Source organism: Streptomyces populi (assembly GCF_002911015.1).
Taxonomy (GTDB): domain Bacteria; phylum Actinomycetota; class Actinomycetes; order Streptomycetales; family Streptomycetaceae; genus Streptomyces; species Streptomyces populi.
Genome location: NZ_KZ626841.1, coordinates 159576 through 173439 on the forward strand (window position 1 = coordinate 159576; position 13864 = coordinate 173439).

The window sequence follows — 13864 nt, forward strand, 5'->3', positions numbered from 1 at the left end:
GTCATGGCGACCAAAGAACGGGACAAGGACGACACGGAACTCTCGGGCCTGGACGCACTGCGCGAAGAGTTCACCGACTACCTCGGTGCCCAGCTGGAACACCTGGCGGACAAGGCCGGGGACAAGGTCGCGGACGCGACCGACCACCTCTTCGACGTCGCCGAGAACGGCGGCCCCCTTCTGAAAGCCGGTTCTCGCATTCTGCAGGGGGACTCCCCGCTGAAGGCGATCGTGGGGGAGAAGGCCAAGAGCGCCAAGGACAGCGTCGTCGACAAGGTCAAGGGGGCTTTCGGCGGCAAGAAGGGGGGGCGGGGCAAGGGCAAGTCCGGCAGCACCAAGACCATGAACATGATCGAGGTGCTGGACGTCGGCGTACCGATCCGGAAGGCCTACGACCACTGGTGCCAGTACGAGAAGTTCAGCAGTTTCACCAAGGGGGTGCGCAGCGCCTCCCAGGACGGCAAGGGCGGCAGCGACTGGAAGGTGAAGGTCGGTCCGTCCACCCGGGGTTGGAAGGCGACCGTCCGGGAACAGATCCCGGACGAGCGGATCGAGTGGAGTTCGGAAGGCGCCAAGGGCAGCACGCGCGGCTGCGTCAGCTTCCACGAGATCACACCGACCCTGACCCGCATCGTGCTCGTCGTCGAGTACTACCCCTCCGGCTTCTTCGAGAAGACCGGCAACCTCTGGCGTGCCCAAGGCCGCCGTCTGCGGCTGGACTTCAAGAACTTCCAGCGCTACGTCACGCTCACCGACGAGGAGGCCGAGGGCTGGCGCGGCGAGATCCGCGGCGGCGACGTGGTCCGCACGCACGACGAGGCGCTGGAGGAGGAGGAAGCGGCTGCCGGCGACGAGGAGGAAGGCGCGGAGGACTACGACGGCGAGGAGACCCCGGAGGGCGAGGAGGAAGGCGCGGAGGAGTACGACGGCGAGGAGATTCCGGAGGGCGAGGAGGACGAGGAAGGGGAGGAAGAAGAACTCCCGGAGGAGGACGAGGAGAGTCCGGAGGACGGCGACGAAGCGGAGGAGGAGTACGACGAGGAGGACGGGGAGTACGACGACGAGGAGGAGTGAGGGACCGGCGTACGAGGGCGCCGCGACCGGATGCCCGGGTGGTGTCAGGGCACCGGCCCCCGCCACCCGGCCTCGGGTCCGTTCCGTCGTGATCCGTTCCGTCGCGACGTGCGCGTGCGGGGCCGGGCCGTCGCCCGCCCGCGCGGCGCGTGAGCCGGGGACGCGGGGCCCTCAGGTCTCGTCCTCCAGGCGGATCACCTTCCTGAGGTCCTCGTGCGCCTTGCCGGGTGCGCCTTCCTGCGCCTCCAGCAGCGCCGAGGCGATGGCGTCCAGCTTGCGCTGGATCGCCCGCTCGGACCGCAGCTCGGAGTTCTTCAGCAGCGCCAGGAGCAGCAGCGTCACGGCGGTCATCGCGTCGCCGGCGAGGAGGAGCCATTCCCCGGCGAGGCCGGCGACGTGGACGGCCACCGTCAGCGAGACCAGTCCGACGCAGAACGCGAAGAAGGCGGGCGAGCTGGTGAACCTCGACCCGGCCTCGGCGAGCCGCTCGAACCTGCCGCGCTCTTCGCCGCCGCGGTCGGCGGGATGCTGGAAGGTCATGGTCAGTGCTTGGCCCACTTGCGCACGCGCGCCGAGGCCTTCTCCGTCATCTCCTGGGCCTTGCCGCGCAGTTGCTCACGACGGCCCGCCCGCTGCACCGAGGTGTCGCCCAGTGCCTTTCCGACGGACTCCTTCACCTTTCCCTTGATCTGCTTGGCCTTCGCGTTGCCCTGGAACATCGTCGTCGCCGTCCTCCGGGTGCGCGCCGTGCCACGACACGGCGGATCGGTTCCCCTTCCTCACCGTGTGGCCTCGCGGACGGCACCGCAAACCGGCCTGTCCGTCCCGCGTCGGCGCCCCGGGACGCGTGGCCGGTTCCTCCCCGCGGCGGCGCGCGGACGGTTTCTCCCCGACACGGAGGGGGACCCGATGACGACAGCCCGGAGTCGTGAGAAGGGCCGGCCCCGACGGGGCCGGACGCGTAAGGAGCCGGGCCGGACAGCGAAAGGACGAAGGAGAGTCATGACCGCGGACGTCGGTACCAGGAACACCTCGCAGCCGGAGACGGGATGGGCGAAGGCGCGCCGCCTGAGGCGGGCCGGCCCGCGGACCTGCCTTCCGGCCACGGCCGGTGAGACGGCACGTCACGACCGGAGCACCCCGGAGGGGAACATCATCAGGGGTGAGGACTGACCGTCCGTCACCCCTTCGCCGGTGGCCGCGCCGTCACGAGCCCGAGGAAGCGGAGTCCGTCTCGGAACGCAGCCGGCGGACCTCGTCCTCGGGAGGGCGGCGCAGGTCCTCGTCCAGCAGGCGCTCGGGTATGTCGTCGTCGGGGATCAGGTGGGCGGCCGGCTGTCCCTCGGGGTCCGCTTCGCCGTCGACGCCGTCGATGCCGGTGTCCTCGGCGATCATGTCGTGCTCGGCGTCCTGATGGGCGCCCACGTCGAGGGCCAGGAGTCGTTCCTCGGGGTCCTCCGCGCCGACCTCGTCGTCCAGGAACTCGCCTCCGTCGCCCGTCAGGTCGTCCACGCCGTCGTCCTCGTCGGGGTCCCCCAGCGCCGGGTCGATCCGCTCCTCGGCCAGCTTCTCGTCCAGGCTCTCCCCCTCGCGCTGCTCACGCACCGTGGTGCCCCGGTGGTCCACCGCGAACGGGCGCTCGGGGGGCGACCACCCTTCGTCGAAGGGATCCGCGCCCCTGTCCTCGAGGGTGTCCTCCGGATCGAGGATGCCTTCGTCCTCGCGGATGTCGGGACCTCCCGGCTGGTAGACCTCATCACCCATGACGTCGTCCTCGCTCTGGCTGCCCGAGATGGGCACGACCCTCCGGACGGATCCGAGTGTCATCGGCCCATGTCTCCAGGCTCACCCAGCCCACCCGTTCCGGCATGCCGGAAACCCGCGCGACCACGGAGGGTGACCGGAAGGCCGGGCGGTGATTCTCGATCTCCACGTTTGGCACCGGCCGGACGGGTCACTCGTTGCCTCGACACTCGAAGCCGATCGTGATGGGGAAGTGAGACATCGTGAGTGGCGAGCAGAAGGCCAAGGCCAAGATGGAACAGGCCAAGGGCAAGACCAAGGAAGCAGCCGGGCGCGCCGTCGGCAACGAGCGGATGACCGCCGAGGGCCGGGCCGAGAAGGCCAAGGGCGACGCACGGCAGGCCAAGGAGAAGACGAAGGACGTCTTCAAGGACTGAAGGCCGCCCTGGCGGGGTCTGACGGCCCAGGTCCAGGGATCCCGGCCCGGCCGCCGGGCCGAGTCACCACGTGGGGTCCGTTCCGGGGAACGGGCCCCACGGCCGTGCGCCCGGCGTGAGAGCGGACCCCGTGTTGCCGTACGCCTCCGCGGGCCGAAGATGGTGGGGGTGGCGGAGAGGAGTCCCCGGCGTGGAACCGGACGCGCAGACGGACGGACGGGGGGACCGCGTGCCGGGGACGGCCGAGGGGGCCGATCCGCGCCGGTGGCGCGCCCTGTGGGTCACCTTGACGGCGGGGTTCATGAGCCTGCTCGACGTCACCATCGTCGCCGTCGCACTGCCCTCCATGCAGCGGGCCCTGCACGCCTCCGCCCCGTCGATCCAATGGGTCGTCTCCGGGTACGCCCTCACCTTCGCCCTGGTTCTCGTGACGGCGGGACGGGTGGGCGACGCGATCGGCCGCCGACGGATCTTCCTGCTCGCCCTCGCCGCCTTCGTCCTGTGCAGCGCCGCCGCCGGAGCCGCGCCGACCATCACGCTCCTCGTCGTGGCCCGGCTGGCCCAGGGCATGGCCGCGGGGTGCCTGGCACCGCAGAACTCCGCCCTCATCCAGCAGATGTTCCGGGGAGCCGAGCGGGGGCGGGCGTTCGGGCTCTTCGGGGCGACCGTCGGGATCTCCAGCGCGGTGGGCCCCGTCATCGGCGGCCTGATCCTGATGCTCGCCGACGGCCCCCAGGGCTGGCGCTGGATCTTCTACGTGAACGTGCCGGTCGGAGCCGTCGCCTTCCTGCTGGGGATGCGCCTGCTGCCCAAGGCCGCCCCGCGCCGCCGGGAGCGGCTCGACCTGCGGGGCGTCCTGCTGCTCGGCTGCGGGGTGCTGGCGCTGATGCTTCCGCTGATCCTGGCGGAGTCCGGCGGCGTACGAAGGCTGTGGTGGCTCTTCCCGGCGGGGCTGGGCCTTCTCGTGGTGTTCGCCTGGTGGGAGCGGCGCCTGACCGCGGCCGGCGGGCAGCCGCTCCTGGATCCGCGCCTGGTGACGAGCACGCGGGGTTACGCCGCAGGGGCGGCCATCGCGGCCCTGTACTTCGTGGGCTTCAGCGGGGTGTGGCTGGTGTTCGCGCTGTACTTCCAGAACGGCCAGGGCTACTCCCCGCTGCGATCGGGGCTCGCCGTGACGCCCTTCGCCGTCGGTTCGGCCGCGGCGGCCGTGGTGGCCGGACGGCTCGTCGAGCGGCTGGGCCGGCTGCTGACCGTCTGTGGTCTCTCCGCCGTCGCCCTGGGACTGGGCGGCGCCGTGCTGGTCCTGCGCCTCGCACCCGGGGATCCGGCCGTGTGGTACGCGGCTCCGGCCCTGTTCGTCGGCGGACTGGGCAGTGGCTGCGTCATCTCGCCGAACGTCACGATGACGCTCCGGGACGTGCCGGTGCGGATGGCGGGCGCGGCCGGCGGAGCCCTGCAGACGGCCCAGCGGCTGGGCGGCGCCGTCGGCACGGCGGCGCTGCCCGGGCTGTTCTACGTGGTGCTCGGCACGGGTCGGCACGACTTCCGCTCCGCCGTGGCGATCGCCGTCGGCTCCGGGATCGTGGCCATCCTCTGCGCCCTCGGCCTCGCCGTCCACGACTGGCTGCGCGACCACGGGCCCCGGTCGCCGGGCCGCCCTTCCGGGACGTCGCACGACCACACCCGCGCGAGTCGTCCCTGAGACGGACGCGCGAGACGCGGTGTCGTAGGCGCACGGGCCGGCCGGACACGTCCACAGCCCCCTCACAGCGGCCGAAAAGGTGTGACGGGCGGATGAACTCCCAGTAGACGATGATCAGTTCAAGCCGTTGTCTTGTCGTCTCCATGACAAGACTGCCGGAATGGTGTCACGCTGCTGTCGGACGCTCACACTTCGTTCACACCCCCTCCACCCCCTCCGTGTCACGCGCCCCTCCGCACCACCACTCCCTCCGTACCCCCACCGCCCCTCCACGCCGTCACCCCCACCCCACCCCTCGGCCCCTCGCCGTCTTCGCGTCCTCCAGCCCGGCCCGGCCCCGCCCCCCGTGCGGCCCGGTCCCCGCCGGTGCCCCCGCACCCTCGCGATCCACGCGCCACCGACTCCGCGAGCGTCTTCGTGCGGCACCCCGTGCTGCTCCGCCCGCTCGGCCCTCCGACCTCCGTGGACCGGTCGTACCCCGCCGGCCCCGGACGCCCGGGGCACCCCCCGGGCCAACCCCCCGCAGAAGGAGATGGCATTGAACCGGCAACACACCTCCGTCCGCCGCCGCAGACGCGCCACGGTCCTCGCGCTCACCGCCGCGAGCTCCTTACTGGCGCTCGCCGTCCGGCCGGACCTCGCGTCCGCCGCCTCCGCGGACCCCGTGCCCACCAGGACCGTCACCGGGATCCCCGCCTCCGGGCACCCGGTCGCCGCCCGGATCGTCTCCGAGCCCCGGTCCGGCGCCCTCCAGGCCCCGCTGTCGCCCACCCGGCGCGCCGCGCTCGTGGAGAGCGCCGGAGCGGCGGCGGGCGCCACCGCGAAGCGGCTCGGGCTCGGCGCCCGCGAGCGGCTCGTCGCCAAGGACGTCGCCCAGGACCGGGACGGTACGACCCATACGCGGTACGAGCGCACCTACGCGGGACTGCCGGTGCTCGGCGGTGATCTGGTCGTGCACCTGAAGGACGGCCGGAGCACCGTGTCCGAGGCGCACCGGGCCGCCGTCACCGTGCCGAGCGTCCGGCCGGGGATTCCCGCCGGCGTCGCCGCGGCGAAGGCCCTCGCGGTGAGCCGGAAGGCGGCCGTCACGCGGTCCCGTGCCGACGGGGCGCCCCGGCTCGTCGTCTGGGCCGCGGGCACCCGCCCGGTCCTGGCCTGGGAATCCGTGATCGACGGCGTCCAGCGCGACGGCACACCCAGCGAACTGCACGTCATCACCGACGCGACCTCCGGCAAGACCGCCTCCCGGTACGAGGGCGTCGAGACGGGCACGGGAACGGGCCAGTACGTGGGTACGGTGCCGCTCTCCACCACGCCGTCCGGATCGTCGTACCAACTGGTCGACGGTGACCGTGCCGGCCATCGCACCTACGACCTCAACCAGGGAACCTCCGGCACCGGAACCCTGTTCACGGACGACAACGATGTCTGGGGCAGCGGCGCCCAGAGCGACCGGCAGACCGCCGGCGTCGACGTCGCCTACGGTGCGGCGGCGACCTGGGACTACTACAAGGAGGTCTTCGGCCGCAACGGGATCCGCAACGACGGGGTCGCCGCCTACAGCCGGGCCCACTACGGCAACAACTACGTCAACGCCTTCTGGCAGGACAGCTGCTTCTGCATGACCTACGGCGACGGCTCGGGCAACACGCACCCCCTGACCGCCCTGGACGTCGCCGCCCACGAGATGAGCCACGGCGTGACCGCGGCCACCGCCAACCTCACCTACTCGGGGGAGTCGGGCGGCCTCAACGAGGCGACGTCGGACATCTTCGCCGCGGCCGTGGAGTTCCACGAGAACCTCGCGGCCGACGTGCCCGACTACCTGGTCGGCGAGAAGATCGACATCCGTGGCACCGGTGCGCCGCTGCGCTACATGGACAAACCCTCGAGGGACGGGTCCTCCCGCGACTACTGGGACTCCTCGCTGGGCGGCATCGACGTCCACTACTCCTCGGGGCCGGCGAACCACTTCTTCTACCTGCTCTCCGAGGGCAGCGGCGCGAAGACCGTCAACGGGGTGTCGTACGACAGCCCGACCCGCGACGGTCTGCCGGTGACCGGCATCGGCATCGAGAACGCCGCCGCGATCTGGTACCGCGCGCTGACGACCTACATGACGTCGACGACCAACTACGCCGGTGCCAGGGTCGCCACCCTGAAGGCCGCGGGCGATCTCTTCGGGGAGTACAGCCCCACGTACCTCGCCGTCGCCGACGCCTGGGCGGCCATCAACGTCGGTGACCGCATCGCCCTCGGGGTCAACGTCGCCCCGGTCGCCGACCAGACCTCCGGCGTCGGCCAGGAAGTGTCCCTCCAGGTCAACGCGTACACCACCAACACCGGCGCGAGCCTGACCTACACGGCCACCGGACTGCCCGAGGGCCTCGCCGTCGGTGACACCGGGCTGATCTCCGGCATCCCCGTCGCGCCGGGGACCAGCGACACGACGGTCACCGTGACCGACAGCACCGGCGCGACCGTGTCGGTGGCCTTCCACTGGCGGATCGCGTACGTCTACGCCAACGGCACGCGCGTGGACATCCCCGACCTGGGTCCCGCGGTCGAGTCGCCCATCACGATCACGGGCCGGCCGGGCAACGCCTCGGCGACCACCGAGGTCTACGTCAACATCGTCCACACCTACCGCGGTGACCTGACGGTCGATCTGGTCGGCCCCGACGGAACCGTGTACTCCCTGCTGAACCGCAGCGGGGGCTCGGCCGACAACGTGGACCAGACGTTCACGGTGGACGCCTCCGCGCAGCCGGTCGACGGCACCTGGAAGCTGCGGGTCCGCGATCTCGCGTCGATCGACGTCGGCTACATCCAGCAGTGGAGGATCACGCCCTGATCCAGGACTGACCCGATCCCGTCCGGACCGCCCCCGCGGTCCGGACGGTCCGCCGTCCGCGCCGAGTGGCCGCGGGCGTCCCGCCACCCGGTGGCGGGACGCCCGCGGCCACTCGGCGTCTTCAAGCCTTGACGGATCCGAACGGCCCCCCGCCCGTTCGCGGCGCACCTTGTCCAGGTCGGGGCCCTTTTGGTGATCGGCCAACGAGGGTCCGGCGCACACGAGTTGAAGAAACTCACGTCACGGGACTTGCCACCCCGATGGTTCATTACTTAAATCAAAGCGTGAACTAAGAATGCCGGAAGGCCGGTTCACGTTTCTCCCCTCGTAAGCGGCTGTTCCCTCAGTCGCTCAACAAGTGTGTCCACTCCGCTCGTCACCCCACCCGCATGGAGTCACGGCATGAAACTCAGAACCCTGGGTGTCGCGCTGGCCGCAATGGCCGCGCTCGTCACCCTGCCCTTGCAGCAGAGACCGGCCGCCGCGGCCGATCTCCCGCTGTCCCAGGGCAAGACGGCCACGTCCTCCTCGGACGAGAACGGCGGCACCCCCGCCGCCTACGCCGTCGACGGCGACACCGGCACCCGGTGGTCCTCGGCCGCCACGGACGCCCAGTGGCTCCAGGTCGACCTCGGGGCCTCGGCGACGATCACCAAGGTCGTCCTCAACTGGGAGGCCGCGTACGGCAGCGACTACCGCATCCAGACGTCGCCGGACGGCAGCACCTGGACCGACATCAAGACGGTGACCGGCGGCGACGGAGGCACCGACAGCCTCGACGTCTCCGGGCAGGGCCGCTACGTCCGGATGTACGGCGTCCACCGTGCCACCCAGTACGGGTACTCCCTCTGGGAGTTCCAGGTGTTCGGCACCGGCGGGACCGGCACCCCCACCACCTGTGACACCGCCAACGCGGCGCGGGGGAAGACGGCCACCGCCTCCTCCGCCGAGAACGCGGCGAGCTCCGCCTCGGCCGCCTTCGACGGCGACACCGCGACCCGCTGGTCGAGCGCCTTCGCCGACCCTCAGTGGGTCCAGGTCGACCTGGGCGCCTCCAGCGACCTGTGCCGGGTCGACCTCAACTGGGAGGCCGCGTACGGCAAGGCCTTCCAGATCCAGTCCTCCACGGACGGCCAGAACTGGACGATCCTCAAGTCCGTCACGGACGGCACCGGGGGCACCGCCTCCTACGACGTCTCCGGCAAAGGCCGCTACGTACGCATCTACGGGACGACCCGGGGCACCGCGTACGGGTACTCGCTGTGGGAGGTCGCCGTCCACACCGGAACGGGCACCAGCGTCCCGCCCGTGCAGGGCGGCGGGGACCTCGGGCCCAACGTCATCGTCGTGGACCCCTCGACGCCCGGTCTGCAGGCCAAGTTCGACCAGGTCTTCGCCCAGCAGGAGTCGAACCAGTTCGGCTCCGCCCGCTACCAGTTCCTGATGAAGCCCGGCACCTACAACAACATCAACGCCCAGGTCGGCTTCTACACCTCGGTCTCGGGCCTCGGGCGGAACCCCGACGACGTCCACATCAACGGCGACATCACCGTGGACGCGGGCTGGTTCAACGGCAACGCCACCCAGAACTTCTGGCGTTCGGCGGAGAACCTGTCGATCACCCCGTCCAACGGCACCGACCGCTGGGCCGTCGCCCAGGCGGCCCCCTTCCGCCGCATCCACGTCCAGGGCGGGCTCAACCTGGCCCCGAACGGCTACGGCTGGGCCTCCGGCGGCTACATCGCCGACTCCAAGATCGACGGCACCGTCGGCCCGTACTCCCAGCAGCAGTGGTACACCCGTGACAGCTCCGTCGGCGGCTGGACCAACGGCGTCTGGAACATGACCTTCACGGGCGTCCAGGGAGCACCGGCGACGAACTTCGACTCCGGTCCGTACACCACGCTGGACACCACCCCGGTCTCGCGCGAGAAGCCCTACCTCTACCTGGACGGCAGCACCTACAAGGTGTTCGTGCCCTCCAAGCGCACCAACGCGCGCGGTGTGTCCTGGCCCGACACGGCCGGTACGTCCATCCCGCTCGACCAGTTCTACGTCGTCAAGTCCGGCGCGACCGCGCAGACCATCAACGCGGCGCTCGCCCAGGGCCTCAACCTGCTGTTCACCCCGGGCGTCTACCACCTCGACCAGACGATCAACGTGACCCGGGCCAACACCGTCGTCCTGGGCCTCGGCCTCGCGACGATCGTGCCGGACAACGGCATCGACGCGATGCACGTGGCCGACGTGGACGGCGTCAGGCTCGCCGGATTCCTCATCGACGCCGGGCGCTCCAACTCGAACACGCTGCTGCAGATCGGCCCTTCGGGTTCCTCCGCGGACCACTCGGCCAACCCCACCACCATGCAGGACGTGTTCGTGCGCATCGGCGGCGCGGGTCCCGGCCTCGCCACCAACTCGGTCGTGGTCAACAGCGACGACGTCGTGATCGACCACACCTGGCTGTGGCGCGCCGACCACGGCGAGGGGGTCGGCTGGGACACCAACCGCGCCGACTACGGCCTCGTGGTCAACGGTGACGACGTCCTGGCGACCGGCCTGTTCGTCGAACACTTCAACAAGTACGACGTGCTGTGGAACGGCGAGAACGGGCGCACGATCTTCTTCCAGAACGAGAAGGCGTACGACGTGCCCAACGCCGCCGCCGTCACCCATGACGGCATCGTCGGATACGCGGCCTACAAGGTCGCCGACTCCGTGAGCGCGCACGAGGCATGGGGCCTGGGAAGCTACTGCAACTTCACCTCGGACCCGTCGATCGTCCAGGCGCACGGCTTCCAGGTCCCGGTGAAGACCGGGGTGAAGCTGCACGACATCCTGGTGATCTCGCTCGGCGGCAAGGGCCAGTACGCCCACGTCGTCAACAACACGGGCGCGCCCACCTCGGGCACGGACACCGTCCCGTCCAAGGTCACGCAGTTCCCGTGATCCTGGACGGCGCCTGCTGACAGGCGCATGGGTGCCGGTGCTCCACCCCGGTCCGGGGGAGCGCCGGCGCCTTCGCGCGTCCGGCGTTCAGGGCCGGGCTCCCGTCGTCGTCCGTTCGGGCCGCCCGCTCACACCGAGCGGGAGCGCGTCACGGTCCACGCCGTGCCGGGAGACGTGTCGAGCGGCAGGTCATGAGCCCGGGGCGGCTCCTGGTCGGGCGGCCCCGCCGGTTCCACCCCGGCGGCGTGCACGAGGAGACGACGGGCGAGTTCACGTGCCTCGGCGGGGGTGAGGGAGGCCCACACCCCGTGCTCGTCGCCCTGGTCGGGACCCACGTCCAGCGTCACGCGGCCGATCGGCCGGCCCGGTGTGGGCAGCCTCAGTTCCTTCACGAAGATCCTGCGGCCACAGGACGTCACCAGGGGCGACTCTCCCGCCCCGGCCGCTCGTGACCGCCGCTGTCCGGACGCCGTCATCTCTCTCACGCCTTTCCACGAGCAGGACCGCCGGTGGGTCCACCGCACCGGACGGAACTCCGTGCTCCGGCATCCGCCGGGCCGTTCACGTCAGCGCCGAGTGGTCCGGGTTTGTTCCCGGCCTCCGCGCGCCGCGCGTCCCCGCGACCGGTCGCCGGGAGCCGTGCGTCGGCCCGTGCTCCTCCAACCAGGCCCGGTGTCCACGCCCTTGGCGGATGTCCACGCGGTACGCGAACGGGGAGGCCCGGTCCCGCGACCGGCCGGCGACCGGTCGGTGCCGGCCGGTCGGTGCCGGCCGGTCCGTGTCAGCGGTCGGTGGAACGCTTGCCGCGCAGCGCCCCGAGACGCTCCAGGAGGAGGCCCTCCCTGGTGGACCAGGGTGAGATCTCCACGCTCGTGGCCCGGCAGGCCTCCATCAGGGCTTCCGCGACCAGCGCCCCGGCCAGGGACTGCCCGGCCCGGTGACGTGAGATGCCCGGCAGCCGGCCGCGCCCCGCGGACCCGTTCTTCGCGAGAACGCCCACCGCGGCCCGCACCTCGTCGAGGGTCAGCCGCTGCGGGGCCCGGGAGCGGTCGCGGCCCGCGGTGGTGTAGCGGGCGAGCTGGGTGAAGGTCTTGGAGCAGGCGAGCACGCGCCCGTCCCGCTCGGCGTGCGGCAGGTCGGTCACCTCGGCGAGGCGGGCGCTCAGATGGTCGCGCACCTCGGCGAGCCGCCGCTTCGAGGACACGGCCTCGTCGAGCTTCCAGGCACGGGTGACCGTACGGGCGCCCAACGGCAGGGAATGGGACGTCCGGGGCTGCCCGGACGTCCCGGACGCGACCTCCACGGTCCCGCCGCCGATGTCGAGCACCAGCAGGGAACCGGTCCGCTCGCCCGCCCAGTGGCGCGCGGCCACATAGGCCAGACGGGCCTCCTCCTCACCGGACATCACCCGCAGTCGGGTGCCGGTGGCGCTGGCCACCTGGGCGAGGACCTCGTCGCGATTGGGCGCGTCGCGGATCACCGACGTGGCGAACGCGTACACCTCCGGCAGCGAGTCCCGGTCCTCGGCCAGCGTTTCGGCCACGGCCCGCTGCACACTGCGTACGCCCGACTTGCCCAGCCGGCCCGTGGAGTCCAGCGTCTCGTGCAACTGGAGTCGTACCTTTCGGGACAGCACCTCCTCCATGGCGACCCCGGCACGGCGCCGCGCCACGGTGAGCAGAGCACTGTGACACCCGACGTCTAGTACACCTGCCTGTCGCACTGTGTTAACCACCCGTTTCCTTGTCGAAGGCGACCCACGAACTCACCATTGTCCCGCAATGCGGCCAGGGTGACGCGACACGATTTCGTTTCGGCTCGTCAGGCACCTTTCAGGGCGTCAAAATGGCGCCGGGCGGCGGCTGGAGGGGACTTCGGGAGCGCCGCCGTGTGTCTGCGGTCACACCGGTGGCGGGGGCGGGCGTCAGGTGCCGGAGGGGCTCATGTCGGTGTCCGGCGTGTCGGCCAGTGCCACCACGGCGGTGATCCGTTTGCCGACGGGTTCCCGGTGCACCTCGAAGGCGTGGCACACGGCCATGACGATCTCCAGCCCGTGCTGGCCGACGCGGCCCGCGTCGGCGGCGCGCGCCACCGGAAGGGCCGGGTCGGAATCCCACACGGTCGCCCTGACGGAGCCCCCGTCCACCTCCAGGGTCAACAGGCACGGTCCGCCCGCGTACTTGACCGCGTTGGTCACCAGTTCGCTGACGACCAACGGGACCGTGCCCATCACCCGTCCGGAGACGGGCAGCCCGGCGACCGCCTGCACCCGCGTCAGGAATTCGCGGGTGAACGCCCGCGCCCGGGCGATGCACGCGGAGTCGCCGTCGTACGCGACGGAGGCCTCGATCAGCGCACCCCGCCGCCCCCGCTGTCCCTGCTGTTCCGCTTCGCTCACCGGCTGGCCCATACGATCCGTCCTGCGTCCACCTCTTCGACGTTCGCCGTCTGCCCCGGAAATCCGGCTTCACTCCATCCGGCCGCGCGGTCGTCGAAGGCCGCCGCACCGGGGCCCGGCGGGGTCAGCCGTCGGCGACCGTCACGGTGACGGGGGTGCCGGCCTCGATCGTGCGGCTGACCGTGCAGAGCCGGTCGTGCGAGGTCTTCACGGCACGGGGGAGGATGGCACGGGCGCGGTCGCCGGGTTCGCCGTCCGGGAACGCCACGGAGAAGGTGACCGCGAGGTCGGTCATCCGGTTCCCGTGCTCGTCGCTGATCTTGTCGCCGGTCACCGTCAGGGTGAACCGCGTGGGCTCCGCGTGGCGGCCAGTCGCGACGTCGACATCGGCCGCGGTGCAGCCCCCGATGGCGGCGAGCAGCAGCTCGACCGGGGTGAACTCGTCCTCCCCGGTCGTCCCGAAGGCGATCGTCCCGCCGCGCGCGTTCGTCGCGGTGAAGTGCCCGGTGCCGGTCCGTTCGACGGTGACGCGGCGCAGGTTGTCGTCAGTCATACCGCCGACCCTAATGTCGTACCGCGTCGCCCGCCTCGGCGGCGCCCTCGGTTCGGTCGGGGGAGGCGAGTGGTGCCGCGGTACCGGTCGGCCACGTCTCTCGGACGACCTTCACCCGCCAAAATGGCAGGGCTGACAATTGACAGACCCGGCG

The 13864-nt window shown here is 71.4% G+C and carries 12 protein-coding genes; 5 read left to right on the top strand and 7 right to left on the bottom strand.

Annotated elements, in window-relative coordinates:
- The first annotated feature begins 3 nt into the window (after nucleotides 1–3).
- Nucleotides 4–1074, top strand: a complete 1071-nt coding sequence (locus tag CW362_RS01960; RefSeq protein ID WP_103547498.1) for an SRPBCC family protein — start codon at nucleotides 4–6, stop codon at nucleotides 1072–1074.
- 171 nt (nucleotides 1075–1245) lie between these two features.
- Here the strand turns inward: CW362_RS01960 and CW362_RS01965 are convergent, their stop codons facing one another.
- The 3 genes from CW362_RS01965 to CW362_RS01975 form a co-directional block, all read right to left on the bottom strand.
- Nucleotides 1246–1614 (bottom strand): low affinity iron permease family protein, encoded by a 369-nt coding sequence (locus CW362_RS01965; RefSeq protein ID WP_103547499.1) that lies wholly within the window; start codon nucleotides 1612–1614, stop codon nucleotides 1246–1248.
- 2 nt (nucleotides 1615–1616) lie between these two features.
- Complete coding sequence (locus CW362_RS01970) at nucleotides 1617–1793, bottom strand: CsbD family protein (RefSeq protein ID WP_103547500.1); 177 nt, start codon at nucleotides 1791–1793, stop codon at nucleotides 1617–1619.
- A 487-nt stretch (nucleotides 1794–2280) separates the two neighbouring features.
- On the bottom strand, nucleotides 2281–2901 hold the full coding sequence (locus CW362_RS01975) for a hypothetical protein (RefSeq protein WP_338069046.1): 621 nt from the start codon (nucleotides 2899–2901) through the stop codon (nucleotides 2281–2283).
- Nucleotides 2902–3080: 179 nt separating this feature from the next.
- Between CW362_RS01975 and CW362_RS01980 the strand changes: the two genes are divergently transcribed.
- The 4 genes from CW362_RS01980 (at nucleotide 3081) to CW362_RS01995 (ending at nucleotide 10759) form a co-directional block, all read left to right on the top strand.
- The gene (locus tag CW362_RS01980) at nucleotides 3081–3254 is read left to right on the top strand and encodes a CsbD family protein (protein ID WP_103547501.1); all 174 of its coding nucleotides are present in this window, start codon (nucleotides 3081–3083) and stop codon (nucleotides 3252–3254) included.
- Between the two features lie 190 nt (nucleotides 3255–3444).
- Nucleotides 3445–4956 carry an MFS transporter gene (locus CW362_RS01985; RefSeq protein ID WP_167455601.1) on the top strand — a complete coding sequence of 504 codons (1512 nt, stop codon included), beginning with the start codon at nucleotides 3445–3447 and terminating at the stop codon, nucleotides 4954–4956.
- 532 nt (nucleotides 4957–5488) lie between these two features.
- A complete protein-coding gene (locus CW362_RS01990) occupies nucleotides 5489–7810 on the top strand; it encodes a M4 family metallopeptidase (RefSeq protein WP_206300830.1) in 2322 nt (773 codons plus the stop codon).
- A 402-nt stretch (nucleotides 7811–8212) separates the two neighbouring features.
- On the top strand, nucleotides 8213–10759 hold the full coding sequence (locus CW362_RS01995) for a discoidin domain-containing protein (protein ID WP_103547503.1): 2547 nt from the start codon (nucleotides 8213–8215) through the stop codon (nucleotides 10757–10759).
- Nucleotides 10760–10887: 128 nt separating this feature from the next.
- Here CW362_RS01995 and CW362_RS44305 read toward each other — a convergent pair whose 3' ends face one another.
- The 4 genes from CW362_RS44305 to CW362_RS02015 all read right to left on the bottom strand — a co-directional run bounded on the left by CW362_RS44305 (nucleotide 10888) and on the right by CW362_RS02015 (nucleotide 13710).
- A complete protein-coding gene (locus CW362_RS44305) occupies nucleotides 10888–11151 on the bottom strand; it encodes a hypothetical protein (protein WP_240657603.1) in 264 nt (87 codons plus the stop codon).
- A 389-nt stretch (nucleotides 11152–11540) separates the two neighbouring features.
- Entirely contained in the window at nucleotides 11541–12494 is a 954-nt protein-coding gene (locus CW362_RS02005) for a Ppx/GppA phosphatase family protein (RefSeq protein WP_338069047.1), read from the bottom strand.
- A 189-nt stretch (nucleotides 12495–12683) separates the two neighbouring features.
- Entirely contained in the window at nucleotides 12684–13157 is a 474-nt protein-coding gene (locus CW362_RS02010; protein ID WP_240657604.1) for an ATP-binding protein, read from the bottom strand.
- A gap of 124 nt (nucleotides 13158–13281) precedes the next feature.
- The gene (locus CW362_RS02015; RefSeq protein WP_103547506.1) at nucleotides 13282–13710 is read right to left on the bottom strand and encodes an OsmC family protein; all 429 of its coding nucleotides are present in this window, start codon (nucleotides 13708–13710) and stop codon (nucleotides 13282–13284) included.
- Nucleotides 13711–13864: the final 154 nt, after the last annotated feature.